Here is a 16,172-nt window from a genome sequence, read left to right on the forward strand (position 1 = left end):
GGTTGCACGGGGCCGGAGGACACGGAGGCCCCCATGGCGACGACGGAGCAGCTGCTGGACGCGGTGGACGAGGTGGTCTCCGACGGCGTCCGCCGCGGGATGCTGCACAACCACGTGGAGGACGCCGAGCTCGACGGGCGGCACGTGACCATCGACGGGCGCCGGCTGGTCAACTTCGGGTCCTGCTCCTACCTCGGGCTGGAGACCCACCCCGCGCTCAAGGCCGCCGTCCGGGACGCGGTGGACCGCTACGGGACGCAGTTCTCCTCCTCCCGCGTCTACGCCTCCGCACCGCTGTACCGGGAGGCCGAGGCCGCGCTGGCCGGCCTGTTCGGCCGGCCGACGATCCTCACGCCGTCCACCACCCTGGGTCACCTCGCGGCGATGCCGGCGCTGATCGGGGACCGGGACGTGCTGCTGCTGGACCACCAGGTGCACAACTCGGTGCAGACGGCGGCCAAGCTGGTGCAGGCCGGTGGCGCGCGGGTGGAGCTGCTGCCGCACAACGACCTGCGCACCCTGGACCGGCGGCTGGCGCAGTACCGGCGGACGCACCGGCGGGTCTGGTACGCCGCCGACGGGCTGTACTCGATGTACGCCGACTTCCTCCCCGCCGCCGGGCTGGACGACCTCGCCGCCCGGCACCCGCACCTGTGGCTGTACGTGGACGACGCCCACGCGGCGTCCTGGACCGGCCGGCACGGGCGCGGGTACGCCCTGGAGCAGCTGTCCCCGGGCACCCTGGCCCGCACCGTGGTGGCGCTGTCGCTGAACAAGTCCTTCGCCGCGGCCGGGGGCGCGCTCACCTTCCCGGACGCGGCGGCCCACCGGCGGGTCTCCCACGTCGGCGGCCCGCTGATCTTCTCCGGCCCGGTGCAGCCGCCCATGCTCGGCGCCGTGCTGGCCTCGGCCCGGCTGCACGCCACCCCCGAGGTGGCCGCCCGCCAGGAGCTGCTGCGCTCCCGGATCCGGCTGTTCAACCGGCTGGCCGCCGACGCCGGCCTGCCGGTGGTGTCGGCCTCGGAGGCCCCCATCCGGTGCGTCGGCGCGGGCGTCACCGCGGTCGCCTACCGGCTCACCGAGCTGCTGCGCGGCTCGGGCTTCCACGTCAACACCGCCTCCTTCCCCGCCGTCCCCGCCAAGCGCAGCGGCGCCCGGCTCACGCTCACCGCCCACCACACCGAGGACGACGTCGCCGGGCTGGTGGCCGCACTCGCCGAGCACCTGCCCCGGGCGATCGCCGACGAGGGGGCCACGGTGGAGGACCTGTACCGGGCCTTCGCCCGGCAGCTGGGCACCCGGCCGGCACTCCCGCCGCGGGGCGCGCCGGGCCCGGCGCCGGCGCTGCGGCTGGAGCGGGCCCGCTCCGTCGACGCACTCGACACCGCGGAGTGGGACCGGCTGCTCGGGGCGACGGCGTTCTCCGGCAGCGCGGCCCTGCGGACCCAGGAGGCCGTGTTCGAGGCCGGCGGCACGGGCGCGGCCGGGCAGACCGAGGACGCCTGGGACTTCCACTACTGGCTGGTGCGCGGCCCGTCGGGGCGGCCGGTGGCGGCGACCTTCGGCACCACCGCGCTGTGGAAGGAGGACATGCTCTCCCCCGCGCACGTCTCCGCGGAGGTGGAGCGCCTCCGGGTGCGCGACGCCGACCCGCACTTCCTCACCTCGCCGGTGCTGGGCCTGGGGTCGCTGCTCACCCAGGGCGACCACCTGTGGCTGGACCGGACCGCGGACTGGCGGGGCGCGCTGCGGCTGGTGCTGCAGGCGGCCCGCGCCGAGGAGGACGCCGCCGGGGCGTCCGGCCTGGTGCTGCGCGACCTGCCCGACGGCGACGACGAGCTGCACGAGTTCCTGCTCGGCGAGGGGTTCTTCCGGGTCCCGCTGTGGGACACCTGGGTGCGCGACCTGGACTTCGCCGACGACGCCGGGTTCCTGGCCCAGCTGGACCGCAAGCGCCGGCAGCACCAGCGCCGCCACGTGCTGCCGTGGGAGGAGCGCTACCGGGTCGAGGTGGTCACCGGGGGCAGCCCCGCGGCGGCCGCGGTCGCCCCGGCGCAGCGCGACCGGCTCTACGCGATGTACCGCGCCGTCCACGCCCGCGCCCTCGAGCTCAACGTGTTCCCGCTGCCGCGCCGGGTCGTCGACGCCGTCCTGGACTCACCGGGCTGGGAGACGGTGCTGCTGCACCTGCCGGAGGAGCCCGACGGCCCGGTGGCCTTCGGCACCCTGCTGGTCACCGGGGACAGCGTCGCCACGGTGTTCCTCGGGCTCGACGACCGGTTCGTCGCCAGCCACCGCAGCTACCAGCAGCTGCTGTGGCAGGCGCTGCGGGCCGGACAGCGGCACGGGGCGCGGCAGGTGCTGTACGGCATGAGCGCGGACCTGCAGAAGTCCCGCTTCGGCGCCCGTCGCGAGCGGCGCTGGGGGTACGTGCAGGCGGGTGAGACGTTCGGCGCCGACGTCCTCGCGCAGATCGCCCGCAGCGTGGTCCCGGGGTGAGGGAGGAGTGGGCCGTCAGTCGCCGGCGAGCCGGGCCTCGCGCTGCTCCTTGGCCTGCCGGCGGGCGACGCTGCGCGCGGCCAGGGCCTCGGTCAGCCGCTCGCGCGAGGGGCGCAGCAGCAGGTAGGACACCGGCATCGACAGCAGCAGGCCGAACAGCGCGCCGGACCACAGGTCCAGGCCGAGGGTCCACAGCAGCACGACCAGCGCCGCGGCGATCCCCAGCCGGCCCACCGTGTAGACCGCCAGCCACGGCGCCACCCGCGGCGGGCTCGCCGGCCCTCCCGTCGGCGCGCCCGGCACCGTCGCGTCAGCCCTCTCCGCCATGGCGGCCCTCCCACTTGGTGCTCAGCACGACCGTCGTCCGCGTGCGGGCGACGCCTCTCACCCGGTTCAACGCACTGATGGCCGCCTCCAGTGCCGGGATGTCGGTCACGCGCACCTTCAGCAGGTAGCCCTCGCTGCCGGCCACGCGCCAGCAGTCCTCGACCTCGGGCATCGCGGCGAACGCCTCCACCAGACCGTGGTCGTCGACCGAGTCGCTCTCGATGACGCCCACCAGGGCGGTGACGCCCAGCCCCACGGACGCCGGGTCGACCTGCGCCCGGTAGCCGGTGATGACGCCGGCCGCCTCCAGCTTGCCCACCCGCTCGTGCACCGCCGGCGACGAGAGGCCCACCCGCCGGGCGAGCTCGGCGTAGCTCGCCCGGCCGTTGGCACGCAGCAGGTCGATCAGCTGCCGGTCGACGGCGTCGATGGCCGATCCCTCCTCCACTGCGGCGGCGCTGGGGCAGGCCGCGATTGTCCCCCGCGCACGTACTGTGGGGACAGTCGACTCGAACGACGAGGGGGTGGGCCGCCGTGGCCTTCGTGCTGGTGTTGATCGTGGCGGTCGCCGTCGTGGTGCTGGTGCTGCGCGCAGCCGAGCGGAGCGGCGCCAGGGGCGCCGGCGCACCCCGCCCCCGCCCGCCGCAGCGAGCGGTGCGCCCGGTGGCCCCGGACGACGACCCGGAGTTCCTGCGCGAGCTCGAGCGCCGCACCCGGCGCGACGACGGCTCCCCCGCCTAGCTCTCTGGACGGGACCGCGGCCCCGTCCAGAGGCTCACCGTGAGCTCGCGAACGGTGAGGAGGACGGGGTCCTCCTTCAGGCGGCCGCGGAGCGTCCGCGCTGCGGTCGGCCGGCGTCCCGGTCGGCCTCGGTCGTGTCGCCGGGCCAGCCCAGGCCCTCGTGCGTCGTCGACGTCCCCGGCCAGCCCAGGCCGCTGCCGTCGTCCCCGGCGCGCCGCCCGGAGGGTGCGTCGGGTGCCCGCTGGGCGAGGGCGGCGGCGACCACCGGGTCCACCGCGGCCCCCTCGGGAGCGGAGTGCCTACCCACGCGGTGTCCCCCTCCGGCGCGACATGCGTACATGGGAGCACGGACCCGCCGCGCGGAGCGGCGACCGACACGCCGCGGGCCCGGGGCCGTGCTGCACGGGCCCGTGACGCGAGGTCCTCCCGCTACTCGAGCCCGCCGTAGCTGTGCAGGCCGGTCGAGACCATGTTCACGTACAGCAGGTTGAACACCATGACGCCCAGGCCGACGACGTTGACCCAGGCCGCGGGGCGACCCCGCCAGCCGGCGGTCGTCCGGGCGTGCAGGTACCCGGCGTAGACGACCCACGCGATGAACGCCCAGGTCTCCTTGGGGTCCCAGCCCCAGTAGCGGCCCCACGCGCTCTCCGCCCAGACGGCGCCGGCGATGACGGCGAAGGTCCAGACGGGGAAGCCGAAGACGGCGGTGCGGTGGGCGACCCGGTCGAGGGTGACCGCGCTCGGCAGCCGGGACAGCACCGACCTGTCGGCCTCCGCGCCACGGGCGTCGGTGCGCAGCTTGAGCAGGTACAGCACGCTGGCGATGCCGCTGACGAAGAAGACGCCGAAGCCCAGGATGGCCGTGGACACGTGGACGGCCAGCCAGCTGGAGCGCAGCGCGGCGACCAGCGGCCCGGTCTCGGTGTAGAGGAACAGGCCGGTGGCGACCAGCGCGAGCACGACCGGCGCGAGCACGAAGGCGCCGATGTCGCGGACCACCGGGACGCGGACGGCGAGCACCAGGTAGGCCACCACGCCGACCAGGACGACGGCCGTGGCGAACTCGTACATGTTGCCCCAGGGCAACCGGTCGGCGGCCATCCCGCGGGTGAGGAGCACCCCGGTGTGCACGACCGCGCCCAGGACGGTGAACGCCAGGCCGACCACGCCCCAGCGGTCGGTGCGCGCCGGCGCGGCCGGGGCCTCGGCGACCCCGCCGGCCGCGACCAGCTCGCGCACCGGGCGCCGGCCGAACGCCAGCTGCGCGGAGAACGCGACGACGGCGACCGAGTAGAGCGCGACGGCGACGGAGAACAGCGTGTCCGACAGCTGCGCCAGCGACGGGTCAACGGTCACGCGGGGGGACCTCCGGTTCTGCGTTCGGCCCGCCGGGAGACGCCGGCGGAGGGGTCGGGGAGCGCTCGTCGAGCGCGGCCCGCAGCCGGTCGGTCCACTCGGCGAACGAGGTGGCGCTCTCGCCGCCCCCGCGGGTGAGCGAGCCGACCGACAGCACGGTACCCCCGCCCGGTGCCGGGGTGGCGCGGGCGAAGAACCGCTCCCGGCGGACCAGGAGCAGGGCGAGCAGGCCGGCCAGCAGGGCGATGGAGGAGCCGAGCACCCACACCTGCCCGGGGTCGTGGGAGAGCTGCAGCGCGGCGAACTGGTCGACGCCGGTGAAGGTGACCGCCGTCCCGTCGGGCAGGGTGAGCGTCTCCCCGACCGACAGGTTCGCCCCGCCCACCTCGGTCAGCCGGCCGCGCTCGATCTGGCTGCGGTCCAGGGAGTACACCGACTGCGGCAGGCCGGAGTCCAGGCCGAGGTAGCCCTCGAAGGCCCGGATCGCCACCTGCGGGTTGAGCGGCTGCGGGTCGATGGAGGTCAGCAGGCCGCCCTGCACCAGCCCGGTGGGGGCGAAGAAGCCCTCCAGCGCCAGCTGGTCCTCCGCCCCCGCGCCCAGGTCCGGCAGCTTCAGCGCACCCTCGCTGGACATCGTCGTCTGGTCGGTGGGCAGGAAGGGGGCGGAGACGTCGGTGAACGCCGTCCCGTCGGGGAGGGTGACGGTGAACCGCGGCGCGTAGCCGTGCCCGGTGACGTACACCCGGTCGCCGTCCAGGCGCAGCGGGTCGTTGACGCCGATCGTGGTCGGCACGCCCTCCTCGTCGGGCCCGCCGTAGGTGATGTCGGCGGTGAAGGTGGCCGCGGTGAGGTCCTCCTCGTAGGTGGCCTCGAAGTCGACGAGGTCGACGCACAGCGGGGTGAGGTCCGAGCTGTCGACCAGCGCCCCGGAGGAGTGGGTGTCGTACTGCTGGAAGGCGTTGCAGAAGCCGCGGCCCTCGGTGACCAGGATGCTGCCCTCGTAACCCCACAGCTTGCCGCCGGCCAGGCCGAGCAGCAGCGCCAGCAGCGACAGGTGGAACAGGATGTTGCCGGTCTCCTTGAGCCGGCCCCGCTCCGCGGACAGCTCGGGCCCCGCCGCCCCGGTGCGCCGGACGACGCGGTAGCGGCGCACCCGCAGCTCCTCCTCGACCACGTCGAGGGCCGCCGGACCGGGCAGCGGGGTGGCCAGCTCGTCGGAGTCGGGCAGCCGGTGCAGCCGGCGGGGCGCGGGCGGCGGGGCGGCCCGCAGCGCCCGCACGTGCTCGGCCAGGCGGGGGACGACGCAGCCGACGAGGGAGACGAACAGCAGCAGGTAGACGGCGGCGAACCAGGGCGAGCCGAAGACGTCGAAGGCCCAGAGCCGGTCGAGCACCGGCGCCAGCGTCGGGTGGTCGGCGTAGTACTGCCGGACGGCGTTCTGGCTGAGCGAGCGCTGCGGCAGCAGCGACCCGGGGATCGCGGCCAGCGCGAGCAGGAACAGCAGGACGATCGCCGTCCGCATGGCGGTCAGCCGGCGCCACCAGCGCAGCCACAGGCCCCGGGCGCGGGCGGCGGCGGACGGCCGGGCCGGGGGCTGCGGCGCGGCGGGCGGCCGCGGCGGGGCGGTGGTCGTCACAGCGAGGTCTCCGCGAGGCCGCTGGCGGCCAGCCAGCCCTGCAGCCAGCGCATCATCTCGGTCCACGCGCCGGTGACCAGCAGCAGCCCGACGACGACGAGGACGACGCCACCGACACGGGTGACCGCCTGCGCGTGCCGGCGCAGGAACGACGTGGCGCCCATCGCCCAGCGGGCACCGAGCGCGACGAGCACGAACGGCACGCCCAGGCCCAGGCAGTAGGCCAGGGCCAGCAGCGCGCCCCGCCCGGCCGTCGCCTCGGTGTAGGCCAGCGAGTACACCGCGGCCAGCGTCGGACCCAGGCACGGCGTCCAGCCCAGGCCGAAGACCACGCCGAGCAGCGGTGCCCCGGCCAGCCCGGCGGCCGGCCGCACCGACAGCCGCGCGGTGCGCTGCAGCAGCGGCACCCGGCCCAGGAAGGCCAGGCCGACGACGACCACCACCACGCCCATGACCCGGGTGATGACCTCGCTGTGCTGCAGCAGCAGCCGGCCCAGGCCGCCGAACGCGGTGCCGACGGTGACGAAGACGGCGGTGAAGCCGAGCACGAACAGCACCGCGCCGGCCACCATCCGCCCGCGGGTCGAGCGCTCGTCGACGCGCACGGCCGTCGCCGTGCCCCCGCCGGTCGGGGCGGGCGCGGCGGCCCGCGCACCGGTGCCGACCAGCCCGGTGACGTAGGACAGGTAGCCGGGCACCAGCGGCAGCACGCACGGGGAGGCGAAGCTGACCAGTCCGACCAGCGCGGCGACCGCGGCGGCGACGAGCAGCGGGCCGTCGGTGACCAGGCCGCTCAGGGTCTCCCCCATCAGCCCGCCTCGCCCTCGGCGGTCAGCAGGTCCAGCACCGCGCGCAGGTCCTCCTGCTGCACGGCGCCGGTGTAGACGGCGGCCACCCGGCCCTGCGCGTCGAGCACGACGGTGGACGGGATGGCATTGGCCGGGTAGTCGCGGAACGCCAGGGCCACCTCCCCCCGCGGGTCGTACAGCGAGGGGAACTCGATGCCGAAGCTGTCCTCGAACGCGCGGGCCAGCTGGTCGGTGTCCTTGACGTTGACGCCCAGGAACTGCACGCCACGGTCACGCACCTCGGCGTAGACCTCCTGGAACTCCGGGGACTCCACCCGGCAGGGCGCGCACCACGAGCCCCAGAAGTTCAGGACCGCGATGCCGCCGTCGAGCTCGGTGGAGTCGAACGGGGCGCCGTCGAGCGTCTCGCCGCTGAACTCCGGCGCCGCGGCGCGCTCCGCGAGCGGGATCACCTCGCCGGACGGCGTGCCCTGGACGAAGCGGAACTCCCCCCCGTTGGCCACGTCGACCGCGCCGTCCCCGGAGGTGCAGCCGGTGAGCAGCAGCGCACCGGCCAGCGCGCCGAGCAGGACCCGTCTCATGCGCCGGGCACCTGGTCGGGCGGTGTGGCGCCGGCGGGCTCCGCGTAGGTGATGCCGGTGACCCGGTCGCCGTCGTAGGTGACCGAGGTGACGCTGGCCAGGCCGCACTGGCGGCGGCGCGGGTCGTGCGCGTACCGGCGTCCCTCCAGGTGCAGCCGCAGCGTCCAGATGGGCAGCTGGTGGCTGACGCACACCGCGGCGGCCCCGCGGGCGGCGTCGCGGGCGGCCTCGACCGCGGCGAGCATCCGGGTGGCGATCTCGACGTAGGGCTCGCCCCAGGACGGGCGCACCGGGTTGCGCAGCTTCCACCAGTGCTGGGGGGAGCGCAGCACGCGGTCGCCGACCCCGACGCGCAGCCCCTCGAAGGCGTTGCCCGCCTCCAGCAGCCGCTCGTCGACCTCCACGGGCAGGTCCAGCTTGGTGGCGATCGGCGCGGCGGTCCGCCGGGCCCGCTCCAGCGGGCTGGACACCAGGTGCGTCACGGGTGGGCGGGCGGAGAGCCAGTCGGCGGCCGCGACGGCCATCGCCTCGCCGGTCTCCGACAGCCGGTAGCCGGGCAGCCGGCCGTAGAGCACCTTCTCCGGGTTGTGCACCTCGCCGTGGCGCAGCAGGTGGACGACGGTGGTCTCCCCGGTCGCGGCGGCCATCAGGTGCTCATCCCGGTGGCGGCGTCGGCCGGCTCCTCGGCCGGCGGCGCGGACGCGGGGTCGACCTCCGCGGAGGCGCGGGCGGCGGCCGGCAGCGCGTCCAGCACCCGCTCGACGGCGGCGTCGTCCAGCGCGGCGCTGACGAACCACGCCTCGAAGGCCGACGGCGGCAGGTAGACCCCGCGGGCGAGCATCGCGTGGAAGAAGGCGGTGTAGCGGGCGGCGTCCTGGGAGCGGGCGCCGGCGTAGTCGCGGACCGGCCGCTCGTCGGGCACGAAGAAGACCGAGAACATCGAGCCGGCCTGCTGCACCCGGTGCGGCACCCCGGCGGAGAACAGCGCCGCGCTGGCCGCCCCGCGCAGGGTGGCGGCCACCTCGTCGCAGCGCGCGTAGACCTCGTCGGTGCAGTGCCGCAGCGTGGTCAGGCCCGCGGCGACGGCCACCGGGTTCCCCGACAGGGTGCCCGCCTGGTAGACCGGCCCGGCCGGGGCGAGGTGCTCCATGAGGTCGGCGCGGCCGCCGAACGCGGCCGCCGGCAGCCCGCCGCCCATGACCTTGCCGAAGGTCATCAGGTCGGCGTCCACCGGGTCCAGGCCGTACCAGCCGGACCGGGTGACCCGGAACCCGGTCATGACCTCGTCGACGACGAGCAGCGCGCCGTGCGCGGCGGTGACCCGGCGCAGCACCTGGTTGAAGCCGTCCAGCGGCGGGACGACGCCCATGTTGCCGGCCGCGGCCTCGGTGACCACGCAGGCAATCTCCGCACCGCGCTCGGCGAACACGGCCTCCACCGCGGCGGCGTCGTTGTAGGGCAGCACGACGGTGTCGGCGGCGGCGCCGGTGGTGACGCCGGGGGTGTCCGGCAGGCCGAGGGTGGCCACGCCGGAGCCGGCGGAGGCCAGCAGCGCGTCGACGTGGCCGTGGTAGCAGCCGGCGAACTTGACGATCAGCCGGCGGCCGGTGACCCCGCGGGCCAGCCGGACGGCGGACAGGACTGCCTCGGTGCCGGAGTTGACCAGCCGCACCTGCTGCACGGGGGCCACCCGGGCGACGATCTCCTCGGCCAGCTCGACCTCGCCCTCGGTCGGTGCGCCGTACGTGGTGCCCCGGCGGGCCGCGGCGGTGACCGCCTCGACGACGGCCGGGTGGGCGTGCCCGAGGATCAGCGGCCCCCAGGAGGCGACCAGGTCGACGTAGCGGCGGCCGTCGGCGTCGGTGAGCCAGGCGCCCTGCCCCTGGGCCATGAAGCGCGGGGTGCCGCCGACGGCGCCGAAGGCGCGCACGGGGCTGTTCACGCCGCCGGGGGTGACCCGCCGGGCGCGGGTGAACAGGCCGGCCGATGCCGGGGCCTCGTAGGCGTACGGGGGGCTGTCCAGCGAGGTCACGACCCCAGTGTCCCCCTCCGGCCGGCCGGCCCGTCGGTGGTGTGCGGCACTCCGGCGAGCAGCGCCCGGGCGAGCGCGGCGGGGTCGCGGGTGGGCACCAGCACGGTGCGCCCGTCGGTCAGCCGCAGCGGCAGGGCCGCCCGGCCCCGCGGCAGCGACGACGCCCCGCCGAGCAGCGGGGCGCCGGCGTCCACCCCCGCCGTCCCCTCGGTGACCGCGCGCAGGTGGGCGGCGTCGACGTGCGCCAGCGGCACCCGCTCCCGGCCGACGGTGAGTGCCTCGCCGTCCACCCGCACCGTCCTCGTCCGCCGGGCCAGGAGGACGTGGCCGACGGTCAGGACGAGGAGGCCCTGGGAGATCCCCAGCGCCGTGGACGGAGCCGTCGACCCGGGCAGCAGGAGACCCAGGGTGACGGCCAGCCCGCAGAGTCCGGCGACCAGCCACAGCGGTCGCCAGGAGGCCCCCGGCTCGACGTGGGTCACCGCAGCCAGCGGGCGGCCTCCACCGCCCAGTAGGTCAGCACGGTGCCGGCCCCGGCGCGGCGGATGGCGGTGAGCGTCTCCAGGACGGCCCGCCGCCGGTCGATCCAGCCCTGGGCGGCGGCCGCCTCGACCATCGCGTACTCGCCGCTGACCTGGTAGGCGCTGACCGGGACGTCGACGGCGTCGGCGACCCGGGCCACGACGTCCAGGTAGGGCAGCGCGGGCTTGACCATGACCGCGTCGGCGCCCTCGGCGAGGTCCTGCGCCACCTCGCGCAGCGCCTCGTCGAGGTTGGGCGGGTCCATCTGGTAGGTCGAGCGGTCGCCGAACTGCGGTGCGCCCTCGGCCGCCTCGCGGAACGGCCCGTAGAACCCCGAGGCGTACTTGGCGGCGTAGGCCAGGATCGGCGTCTCGGTGAACGCCGCGCCGTCCAGCGCCCGCCGGATGGCCGCGACCTGGCCGTCCATCATCCCGCTGGGGGCGATGACGTGCGCCCCGGCCCGGGCCTGGGCGATCGCCACGGCGGCGTAGCGGTCCAGCGTCGGGTCGTTGTCGACGACGCCGGCGGGGGTGACCAGCCCGCAGTGCCCGTGGTCGGTGTACTCGCACAGGCACAGGTCGGCCATCAGCACCAGCTCGTCGCCGAGGTCGGCGCGCAGCTGGCGCAGGGCGGCGTTGACCACGCCGTCGGCGGCGTCGGCCTGCGAGCCCACGGCGTCCTTGTCCGACGGGATGCCGAACAGGACCAGCCCGCCGGTGCCGGCCTCGGCCGCCTCGTGGGCGGCCTTGCGCAGCGAGTCGGTCGTGTGCTGCACGACGCCGGGCATCGAGCCGATCGGCTGCGGCTCGGTCAGGCCCTCCTTGACGAACACCGGCAGCACCAGGTCCGCGGGGTGCAGCCGGGTCTGCGCGGTGAGCCGCCGCAGCGCGGGCGTGGACCGCAGCCGGCGCCCGCGCGCGAAGCCGGGCGTGGACCCGCCCTGCGCCGGACTCACTCCCCGGCCTCCGCCCGCCTGGCCTCGGCGAACTCGGCGAGCGCGTCGACCAGCGGGCCGACGGCGGCGGTCTCCGGCTGGACGTCGACCCGCAGGCCGAACTCCTGCGCGGTGGCGGCGGTCTGCGGGCCGATCACCGCGACGACGGTCTTGGCGTGCGGCTTGCCGGCGATGCCGACCAGGTTGCGCACGGTGCTGGAGGAGGTGAAGCACACCGCGTCGAAGCCGCCGCCCTTGATCGCCTCGCGGACCGGCGCGGGCGGCGGGGCGGCCCGGACGGTGCGGTAGGCGGTGACGTCGTCGATCTCCCAGCCGCGCTCCTTGAGCCCGGCGGCGAGGGTCTCGGTGGCGATGTCGGCGCGGGGCAGCAGCACCCGGTCGATCGGGTCCAGCACGTCGTCGTACTCGGGGAAGTCGGCCAGCAGGCCCTCGCTGGACTGCTGCCCGGTGGGCACCAGCTCCGGCACGATGCCGAAGGCCCGCACCGCGTCGGCGGTGGACTCCCCCACGCAGGCGACCTTGACGCCGGCGAACGCGCGGGCGTCCAGGCCCAGCTCGACGAACTTCTCCCGGACGGCCTTCACCGCGTTGACCGAGGTGAACACGATCCAGCCGTAGCGGCCGGTGACCAGGCCCTTGACCGCGCGGTCCATCTGCGCGGGGCTGCGCGGGGGCTCGACGGCGATGGTCGGGACCTCGACCGGGACGGCGCCGTGCGCGCGCAGCCGGTCGCTCATCTCGCCGGCCTGGTCCTTGGTGCGCGGCACCAGCACCCGCCAGCCGAACAACGGCCGGCTCTCCCACCAGGAGAGCTTCGCCCGCTTGTCGACGGCCGAGCCGACGGTGGCCACGACCGGTCCGGTGACGGCGTCCAGCCCGGCGGTCTTCTCCGCGACCGCGGCGAGCTTGGCCACCACGCTGCGCTGGCCGGTGCCCGAGCCGCCGGTGGTGACGACGACCGGCGTGCTGCCGGGCAGGCCGCCCTCGACCAGCCGGGCGGCGGCGTCGGGGAGGTCCTCGGCGGTGCCCTGCAGGACCAGCGGGGCGTCCAGGGCCCGCGCCGCGGCGGCCAGCGCGGGGAGGTCCGCCTCGCCGCCGCGCAGGTCGGCCGACAGCGAGGTGCTGCCGAGGGCGACGCCGGCGAACGCCGGGACGGCGGTGGAGACCGCCACGCCGGGGACCACGTCGAAGCCGACGGAGGTGCGGCCCACGGCCAGCACCTCCTTGACCACGGCGTCGTCGGTGAACGGGTCACCGGCGACCAGCCGCACGACGGTGCCGCCGGACCGGGCCGCGGCGACGGCGGCCCTGGCGACCTCGGCCGGCTCACCGGTGGCGGGGGTCTGCTCGAGGTCGGGGCGCTCGGCGCGGACGGCGTCGGTGATCGCCACCGGGACGTCGAGGTCGACGAGGACGGTGTGCGCCCCCGCCAGCGCCGCGGTCGCGCGGGCGGTCAGCATCCCGGGGTCGCCCGGGCCGGCGCCGACGAAGACGACCGTGCCGGCCGCGCCGTTCTTGCGCGTCATGTCCTGCTCCTGGTTCCTGCCCGACAGGGCTCTGGTGGCGTGGCCCCGGAGGGCTCGTGTGCGGGGGTGTGGGGGGCCGGGGCCTGCTGCCCGGCCCGGGGGGTGGGGCTCACCGTGTCGCGGGGCGACCTCGCCGGCTCGGTCACCGGGACGCGGCCATCAGCTCGGCGGCGCCGCGGTCGAGGAGCTCCGCGGCGAGCTCGCGGCCGAGCCGCTCGGCCGCGTGCGGCGGCCCGGTGGTCGACCCGCGGACGCCGTCGCTGCCGTCCAGGGCGGTGACCGAGGCGCGCAGGAACAGCTCGGGGCCGTCCTCGCCCTCGGCCAGCTCGGCGTAGGCGGCGACCGGCGCGCTGCAGCCGGCCTCCAGGGCGGCCAGCGTGGTGCGCTCGGCGAGCACGCAGGCCCGCGTGGGCCCGTGGTCGAGGGCGGCGAGCACCTGGCGGGTGCGCTCGTCGTCGGCGCGGCACTCCACGGCCAGCGCGCCCTGCGCCGGCGCGGGCAGCACCTGCAGCGGGTCGAGGGTCTCGGTGACCGCGCCCAGCCGGCCGAGCCGGGCGAGCCCCGCCCGGGCCAGCACCACGGCGTCCAGGTCACCCGGGACCACCCGGTTCATCCGGGTGTCCACGTTGCCGCGGATCGGCACGACGTCCAGGCCGAGGCCGAGCGCGCGCAGCTGGGCGACCCGCCGCGGGGCGCCGGTGCCGACCGTGGCCCCGGCCGGCAGCTCCCCGAGGGTGAGGCCGTCACGGGCGACCAGCGCGTCGCGCGGGTCCTCCCGGGGCGGGACGGCGGCGATGGCGAGGCCGGGCTCGGGGAGGGTGGGGAGGTCCTTGTAGCTGTGCACGGCGACGTCGACGGTGCCCTCGAGCAGCGCCTGGCGGATGGCGGTGACGAAGACGCCGGTGCCACCGAGCTGGGCGATCGCCACCGAGGAGCGGTCGCCCTCGGTGCTGATGTGCACCAGCGAGACCGGGACACCGCTGGCCGTGGTGATCGCGTCGGCGACGGTCCGGGACTGCGTGGTGGCCAGCTGACTGGCGCGGGTGCCCAGCCGCAGCGTGCCGGTGGTGGTGCTCACGCCGTCCCCCCGGGCCGCAGCTCGTCGGGGTCCACGGTGACCGCCTCGGCCAGGGTGGTGCGCTCGGGGACCACCTCGGCGTCGATGCCCAGCCCGAACAGGGCGCGCAGCGCGTCGGCGTAGTCGACCCCGCCGGGGGCGCTGGCCAGCTCCTTGACCCGCACGGTCGGCTCGTGCAGCAGCTTGTCGACGACGCGGTGCACGGTGCGGGCCACCTCGGCGCGGGCCCGGGCGTCGAGGCCGGGCACCCGGGTGGACAGCCGCAACAGCTCGGCGTCGACCACCTCGGCGGCCTGGCTGCGCAGGGCCGACACCGTCGGCGCGACCGCGGCGGCCTGGCGCTCCGCGCGCAGCAGGGCGATCTCCAGCTCGATGAGGGCGTGTGCGGCGGCGACGTCGTCCGCGGCCACCGGGCCGGCCGACGAGCGGCCGTCGACGTCCCGACCGTCGGGCAGCAGCGCCCCGCCCCTCTCGCTCTGCAGGAGAGCCAGGTCCACCACGTGCACGCCGGGCAGCGAGGCCACCCCGGGGTCGACGTCGCGGGGCAGCGCCAGGTCGATGACGACCAGCGGCCGCCCGGCACGGTCGGCCATGCCGGCGGCGACGACGTCGGTGCCGATGACGGTGCCGCGGGCCCCGGTGCAGGTGACCAGCACGTCGGCGGCGGCGATCTCCGCGGGCAGGTCGGCGAGGTCGGCGGCCCGGCCCTCGACGGAGGCGGCCAGCCGGCGGGCGTGCGCGGGGGTGCGGCTGATGACGGTGGCCCGCGCGCCGCGGCGGGCCAGCGTGCTGGCGGCCAGCGCGCCCATCGACCCCGCGCCGACGACCAGCACCGGCCGGCCGGCCAGGGCGCCGACGCGCGCCTCGGCACGGTCGAGGGAGACCGACACCAGCGAGGCGCCGGCCCGGTCGATGCCCGTCTCGGAGTGCACCCGCTTGCCCACCCGCAGCGCCCGCTGCGCGACCGGGTGCATCGCCCGGCCGACGGTGCCCTGCTCCCGGGCCAGCGCGTAGGCGGTGCGCAGCTGCCCGAGGACCTGGGTCTCGCCGACCACCATGGAGTCCAGCCCGGCGGCGACGGTGAACAGGTGCGCGACGGCCTGGTCCTCGTAGTGGACGGTGACGTACGGGGACAACTCCTCCACCGTGGCGCCGGCCTGGCGGGCGAGCACCCGGCTGACGTCGGACACGCCGCCGTGGAAGCGGTCGACCTCAGCGAAGACCTCGACCCGGTTGCAGGTCGCCAGCAGGATCGCCTCGCTGACGTGGTCGCCGCCGACCAGCTCGTGCAGCGCCTTGACGGTCTCGTCGGCGCCCATGGCGAACTGCTCGAGCAGCGCGACGGGCGCGGTCTGGTGGCTCACGCCGACGGCCAGGAGACTCATGCGGTCACCTCCGCCGCCGCGGCCGCGCCGCGCTGCTGGCCGAGGAAGGCGAGCACCTGCAGCTCGACGGACAGGTCGACCTGGCGGACGTCGACCCCCGCGGGCGCGCTCAGCGCCACCGGCGCGAAGTTCAGGATGCTGCGCACCCCGGCCGCGGTCAGCCGGTCGCAGACGGACTGGGCGACGTCAGCCGGGGTGGCGATGACCCCCAGGGTGGCCGCGGTCGCGGCCACGACCTCGTCGAGCTCGGTGAGCGGGCGCACCGGCTGGCCGCCGATCTCCTGGCCGACCCGCCCCGGGGCGGCGTCGAACAGCCCGACGAAGCGGAACCCGCGGCTGCCGAAGCCGGCGTAGTCGGCCAGGGCGGTGCCCAGGTTGCCGATGCCCACCAGCACGCACGGTCGGGACCGCTCGACGCCGAGGACGCGGGCGATGCGGTCGCGCAGCGTGACGACCTCGTAGCCCACCCCGCGGACCCCGCAGGGGCCCAGGTGGGAGAGGTCCTTGCGCAACCCGGCCGGGTTGACACCGGCCGCCGAGGCCAGCTCGCCGGAGGAGACGTTGCTGCGCCCCGCGTCGGCCAGGGCGGCGAGCACCCGCAGGTACACGGCCAGGCGGGCGACGGTGGCCTCCGGGATCCGGGGCCGGGGTGAGGACACGGGCGTACCACTCCACAGCGGTCGCGCCCGGGTCCGGCGGGGTGCCGGTGCGGTCGCGCGACA

The 16,172-nt window shown here is 76.5% G+C and carries 17 protein-coding genes; 2 read left to right on the plus strand and 15 right to left on the minus strand.

The features are described 5' to 3' along the window. Positions 1–33 precede the first annotated feature (33 nt). Positions 34–2,499, plus strand: coding sequence for an aminotransferase class I/II-fold pyridoxal phosphate-dependent enzyme (locus RTG05_RS18745; RefSeq protein WP_166526367.1), 2,466 nt, complete (start codon positions 34–36; stop codon positions 2,497–2,499). 15 nt (positions 2,500–2,514) lie between these two features. Here RTG05_RS18745 and RTG05_RS18750 read toward each other — a convergent pair whose 3' ends face one another. After that, the gene (locus tag RTG05_RS18750; protein ID WP_166526368.1) at positions 2,515–2,826 is read right to left on the minus strand and encodes a DUF4229 domain-containing protein; all 312 of its coding nucleotides are present in this window, start codon (positions 2,824–2,826) and stop codon (positions 2,515–2,517) included. After that, positions 2,810–3,274 (minus strand): Lrp/AsnC family transcriptional regulator, encoded by a 465-nt coding sequence (locus tag RTG05_RS18755; RefSeq protein ID WP_315912044.1) that lies wholly within the window; start codon positions 3,272–3,274, stop codon positions 2,810–2,812. Before RTG05_RS18755 ends, RTG05_RS18750 begins: the two co-directional genes overlap by 17 nt. Before the next feature lie 86 nt (positions 3,275–3,360). Here RTG05_RS18755 and RTG05_RS18760 point away from each other — a divergent pair, with 86 nt between their 5' ends. Then, on the plus strand, positions 3,361–3,567 hold the full coding sequence (locus tag RTG05_RS18760) for a hypothetical protein (protein ID WP_166526369.1): 207 nt from the start codon (positions 3,361–3,363) through the stop codon (positions 3,565–3,567). A gap of 76 nt (positions 3,568–3,643) precedes the next feature. Here RTG05_RS18760 and RTG05_RS18765 read toward each other — a convergent pair whose 3' ends face one another. The 13 genes from RTG05_RS18765 to RTG05_RS18825 form a co-directional block, all read right to left on the minus strand. Then, on the minus strand, positions 3,644–3,874 hold the full coding sequence (locus RTG05_RS18765; protein WP_166526370.1) for a hypothetical protein: 231 nt from the start codon (positions 3,872–3,874) through the stop codon (positions 3,644–3,646). Positions 3,875–3,996: 122 nt separating this feature from the next. Beyond that, positions 3,997–4,926: a c-type cytochrome biogenesis protein CcsB gene (gene ccsB, locus RTG05_RS18770; RefSeq protein ID WP_166526371.1), complete on the minus strand. Its 930-nt coding sequence runs from the start codon at positions 4,924–4,926 to the stop codon at positions 3,997–3,999. Continuing rightward, a complete protein-coding gene (locus RTG05_RS18775; protein ID WP_166526372.1) occupies positions 4,916–6,562 on the minus strand; it encodes a cytochrome c biogenesis protein ResB in 1,647 nt (548 codons plus the stop codon). The genes ccsB and RTG05_RS18775 overlap by 11 nt, the downstream gene beginning before the upstream one ends. Then, the gene (locus RTG05_RS18780) at positions 6,559–7,371 is read right to left on the minus strand and encodes a cytochrome c biogenesis CcdA family protein (RefSeq protein WP_166526373.1); all 813 of its coding nucleotides are present in this window, start codon (positions 7,369–7,371) and stop codon (positions 6,559–6,561) included. The genes RTG05_RS18775 and RTG05_RS18780 overlap by 4 nt, the downstream gene beginning before the upstream one ends. Continuing rightward, positions 7,371–7,952: a TlpA family protein disulfide reductase gene (locus RTG05_RS18785; protein ID WP_166526374.1), complete on the minus strand. Its 582-nt coding sequence runs from the start codon at positions 7,950–7,952 to the stop codon at positions 7,371–7,373. Before RTG05_RS18785 ends, RTG05_RS18780 begins: the two co-directional genes overlap by 1 nt. Further along, positions 7,949–8,599: a histidine phosphatase family protein gene (locus RTG05_RS18790; RefSeq protein ID WP_166526375.1), complete on the minus strand. Its 651-nt coding sequence runs from the start codon at positions 8,597–8,599 to the stop codon at positions 7,949–7,951. The genes RTG05_RS18785 and RTG05_RS18790 overlap by 4 nt, the downstream gene beginning before the upstream one ends. Further along, the gene (gene hemL / locus RTG05_RS18795; protein WP_166526376.1) at positions 8,599–9,984 is read right to left on the minus strand and encodes a glutamate-1-semialdehyde 2,1-aminomutase; all 1,386 of its coding nucleotides are present in this window, start codon (positions 9,982–9,984) and stop codon (positions 8,599–8,601) included. The genes RTG05_RS18790 and hemL overlap by 1 nt, the downstream gene beginning before the upstream one ends. Beyond that, positions 9,981–10,466: a transport-regulating membrane protein Mce1N gene (locus tag RTG05_RS18800; RefSeq protein WP_166526377.1), complete on the minus strand. Its 486-nt coding sequence runs from the start codon at positions 10,464–10,466 to the stop codon at positions 9,981–9,983. The genes hemL and RTG05_RS18800 overlap by 4 nt, the downstream gene beginning before the upstream one ends. Then, the gene (gene hemB / locus RTG05_RS18805; RefSeq protein ID WP_166526378.1) at positions 10,463–11,461 is read right to left on the minus strand and encodes a porphobilinogen synthase; all 999 of its coding nucleotides are present in this window, start codon (positions 11,459–11,461) and stop codon (positions 10,463–10,465) included. The genes RTG05_RS18800 and hemB overlap by 4 nt, the downstream gene beginning before the upstream one ends. Then, the gene (locus tag RTG05_RS18810) at positions 11,458–12,987 is read right to left on the minus strand and encodes a uroporphyrinogen-III synthase (RefSeq protein ID WP_315912045.1); all 1,530 of its coding nucleotides are present in this window, start codon (positions 12,985–12,987) and stop codon (positions 11,458–11,460) included. The genes hemB and RTG05_RS18810 overlap by 4 nt, the downstream gene beginning before the upstream one ends. Positions 12,988–13,129: 142 nt before the next feature. Then, a complete protein-coding gene (gene hemC / locus RTG05_RS18815) occupies positions 13,130–14,065 on the minus strand; it encodes a hydroxymethylbilane synthase (RefSeq protein WP_208104651.1) in 936 nt (311 codons plus the stop codon). After that, positions 14,062–15,450, minus strand: a complete 1,389-nt coding sequence (locus RTG05_RS18820; protein ID WP_166526379.1) for a glutamyl-tRNA reductase — start codon at positions 15,448–15,450, stop codon at positions 14,062–14,064. The genes hemC and RTG05_RS18820 overlap by 4 nt, the downstream gene beginning before the upstream one ends. Beyond that, positions 15,447–16,109 (minus strand): redox-sensing transcriptional repressor Rex, encoded by a 663-nt coding sequence (locus RTG05_RS18825; protein ID WP_166526380.1) that lies wholly within the window; start codon positions 16,107–16,109, stop codon positions 15,447–15,449. Before RTG05_RS18825 ends, RTG05_RS18820 begins: the two co-directional genes overlap by 4 nt. Positions 16,110–16,172 lie beyond the last annotated feature (63 nt).

This window comes from Geodermatophilus sp. DSM 44513, assembly GCF_032460525.1.
Taxonomy (GTDB): domain Bacteria; phylum Actinomycetota; class Actinomycetes; order Mycobacteriales; family Geodermatophilaceae; genus Geodermatophilus.

Bases quoted from the DNA above. Each gene is read 5' to 3' on its own strand.
- RTG05_RS18745 (WP_166526367.1), top strand. From the start codon at position 34: ATGGCGACGACGGAGCAGCTGCTGGACGCGGTGGACGAGGTGGTCTCC.
- RTG05_RS18785 (WP_166526374.1), bottom strand. From the start codon at position 7,952: ATGAGACGGGTCCTGCTCGGCGCGCTGGCCGGTGCGCTGCTGCTCACC.
- RTG05_RS18790 (WP_166526375.1), bottom strand. From the start codon at position 8,599: ATGGCCGCCGCGACCGGGGAGACCACCGTCGTCCACCTGCTGCGCCAC.
- RTG05_RS18820 (WP_166526379.1), bottom strand. From the start codon at position 15,450: ATGAGTCTCCTGGCCGTCGGCGTGAGCCACCAGACCGCGCCCGTCGCG.
- RTG05_RS18750 (WP_166526368.1), bottom strand. From the start codon at position 2,826: ATGGCGGAGAGGGCTGACGCGACGGTGCCGGGCGCGCCGACGGGAGGG.
- RTG05_RS18810 (WP_315912045.1), bottom strand. From the start codon at position 12,987: ATGACGCGCAAGAACGGCGCGGCCGGCACGGTCGTCTTCGTCGGCGCC.
- RTG05_RS18780 (WP_166526373.1), bottom strand. From the start codon at position 7,371: ATGGGGGAGACCCTGAGCGGCCTGGTCACCGACGGCCCGCTGCTCGTC.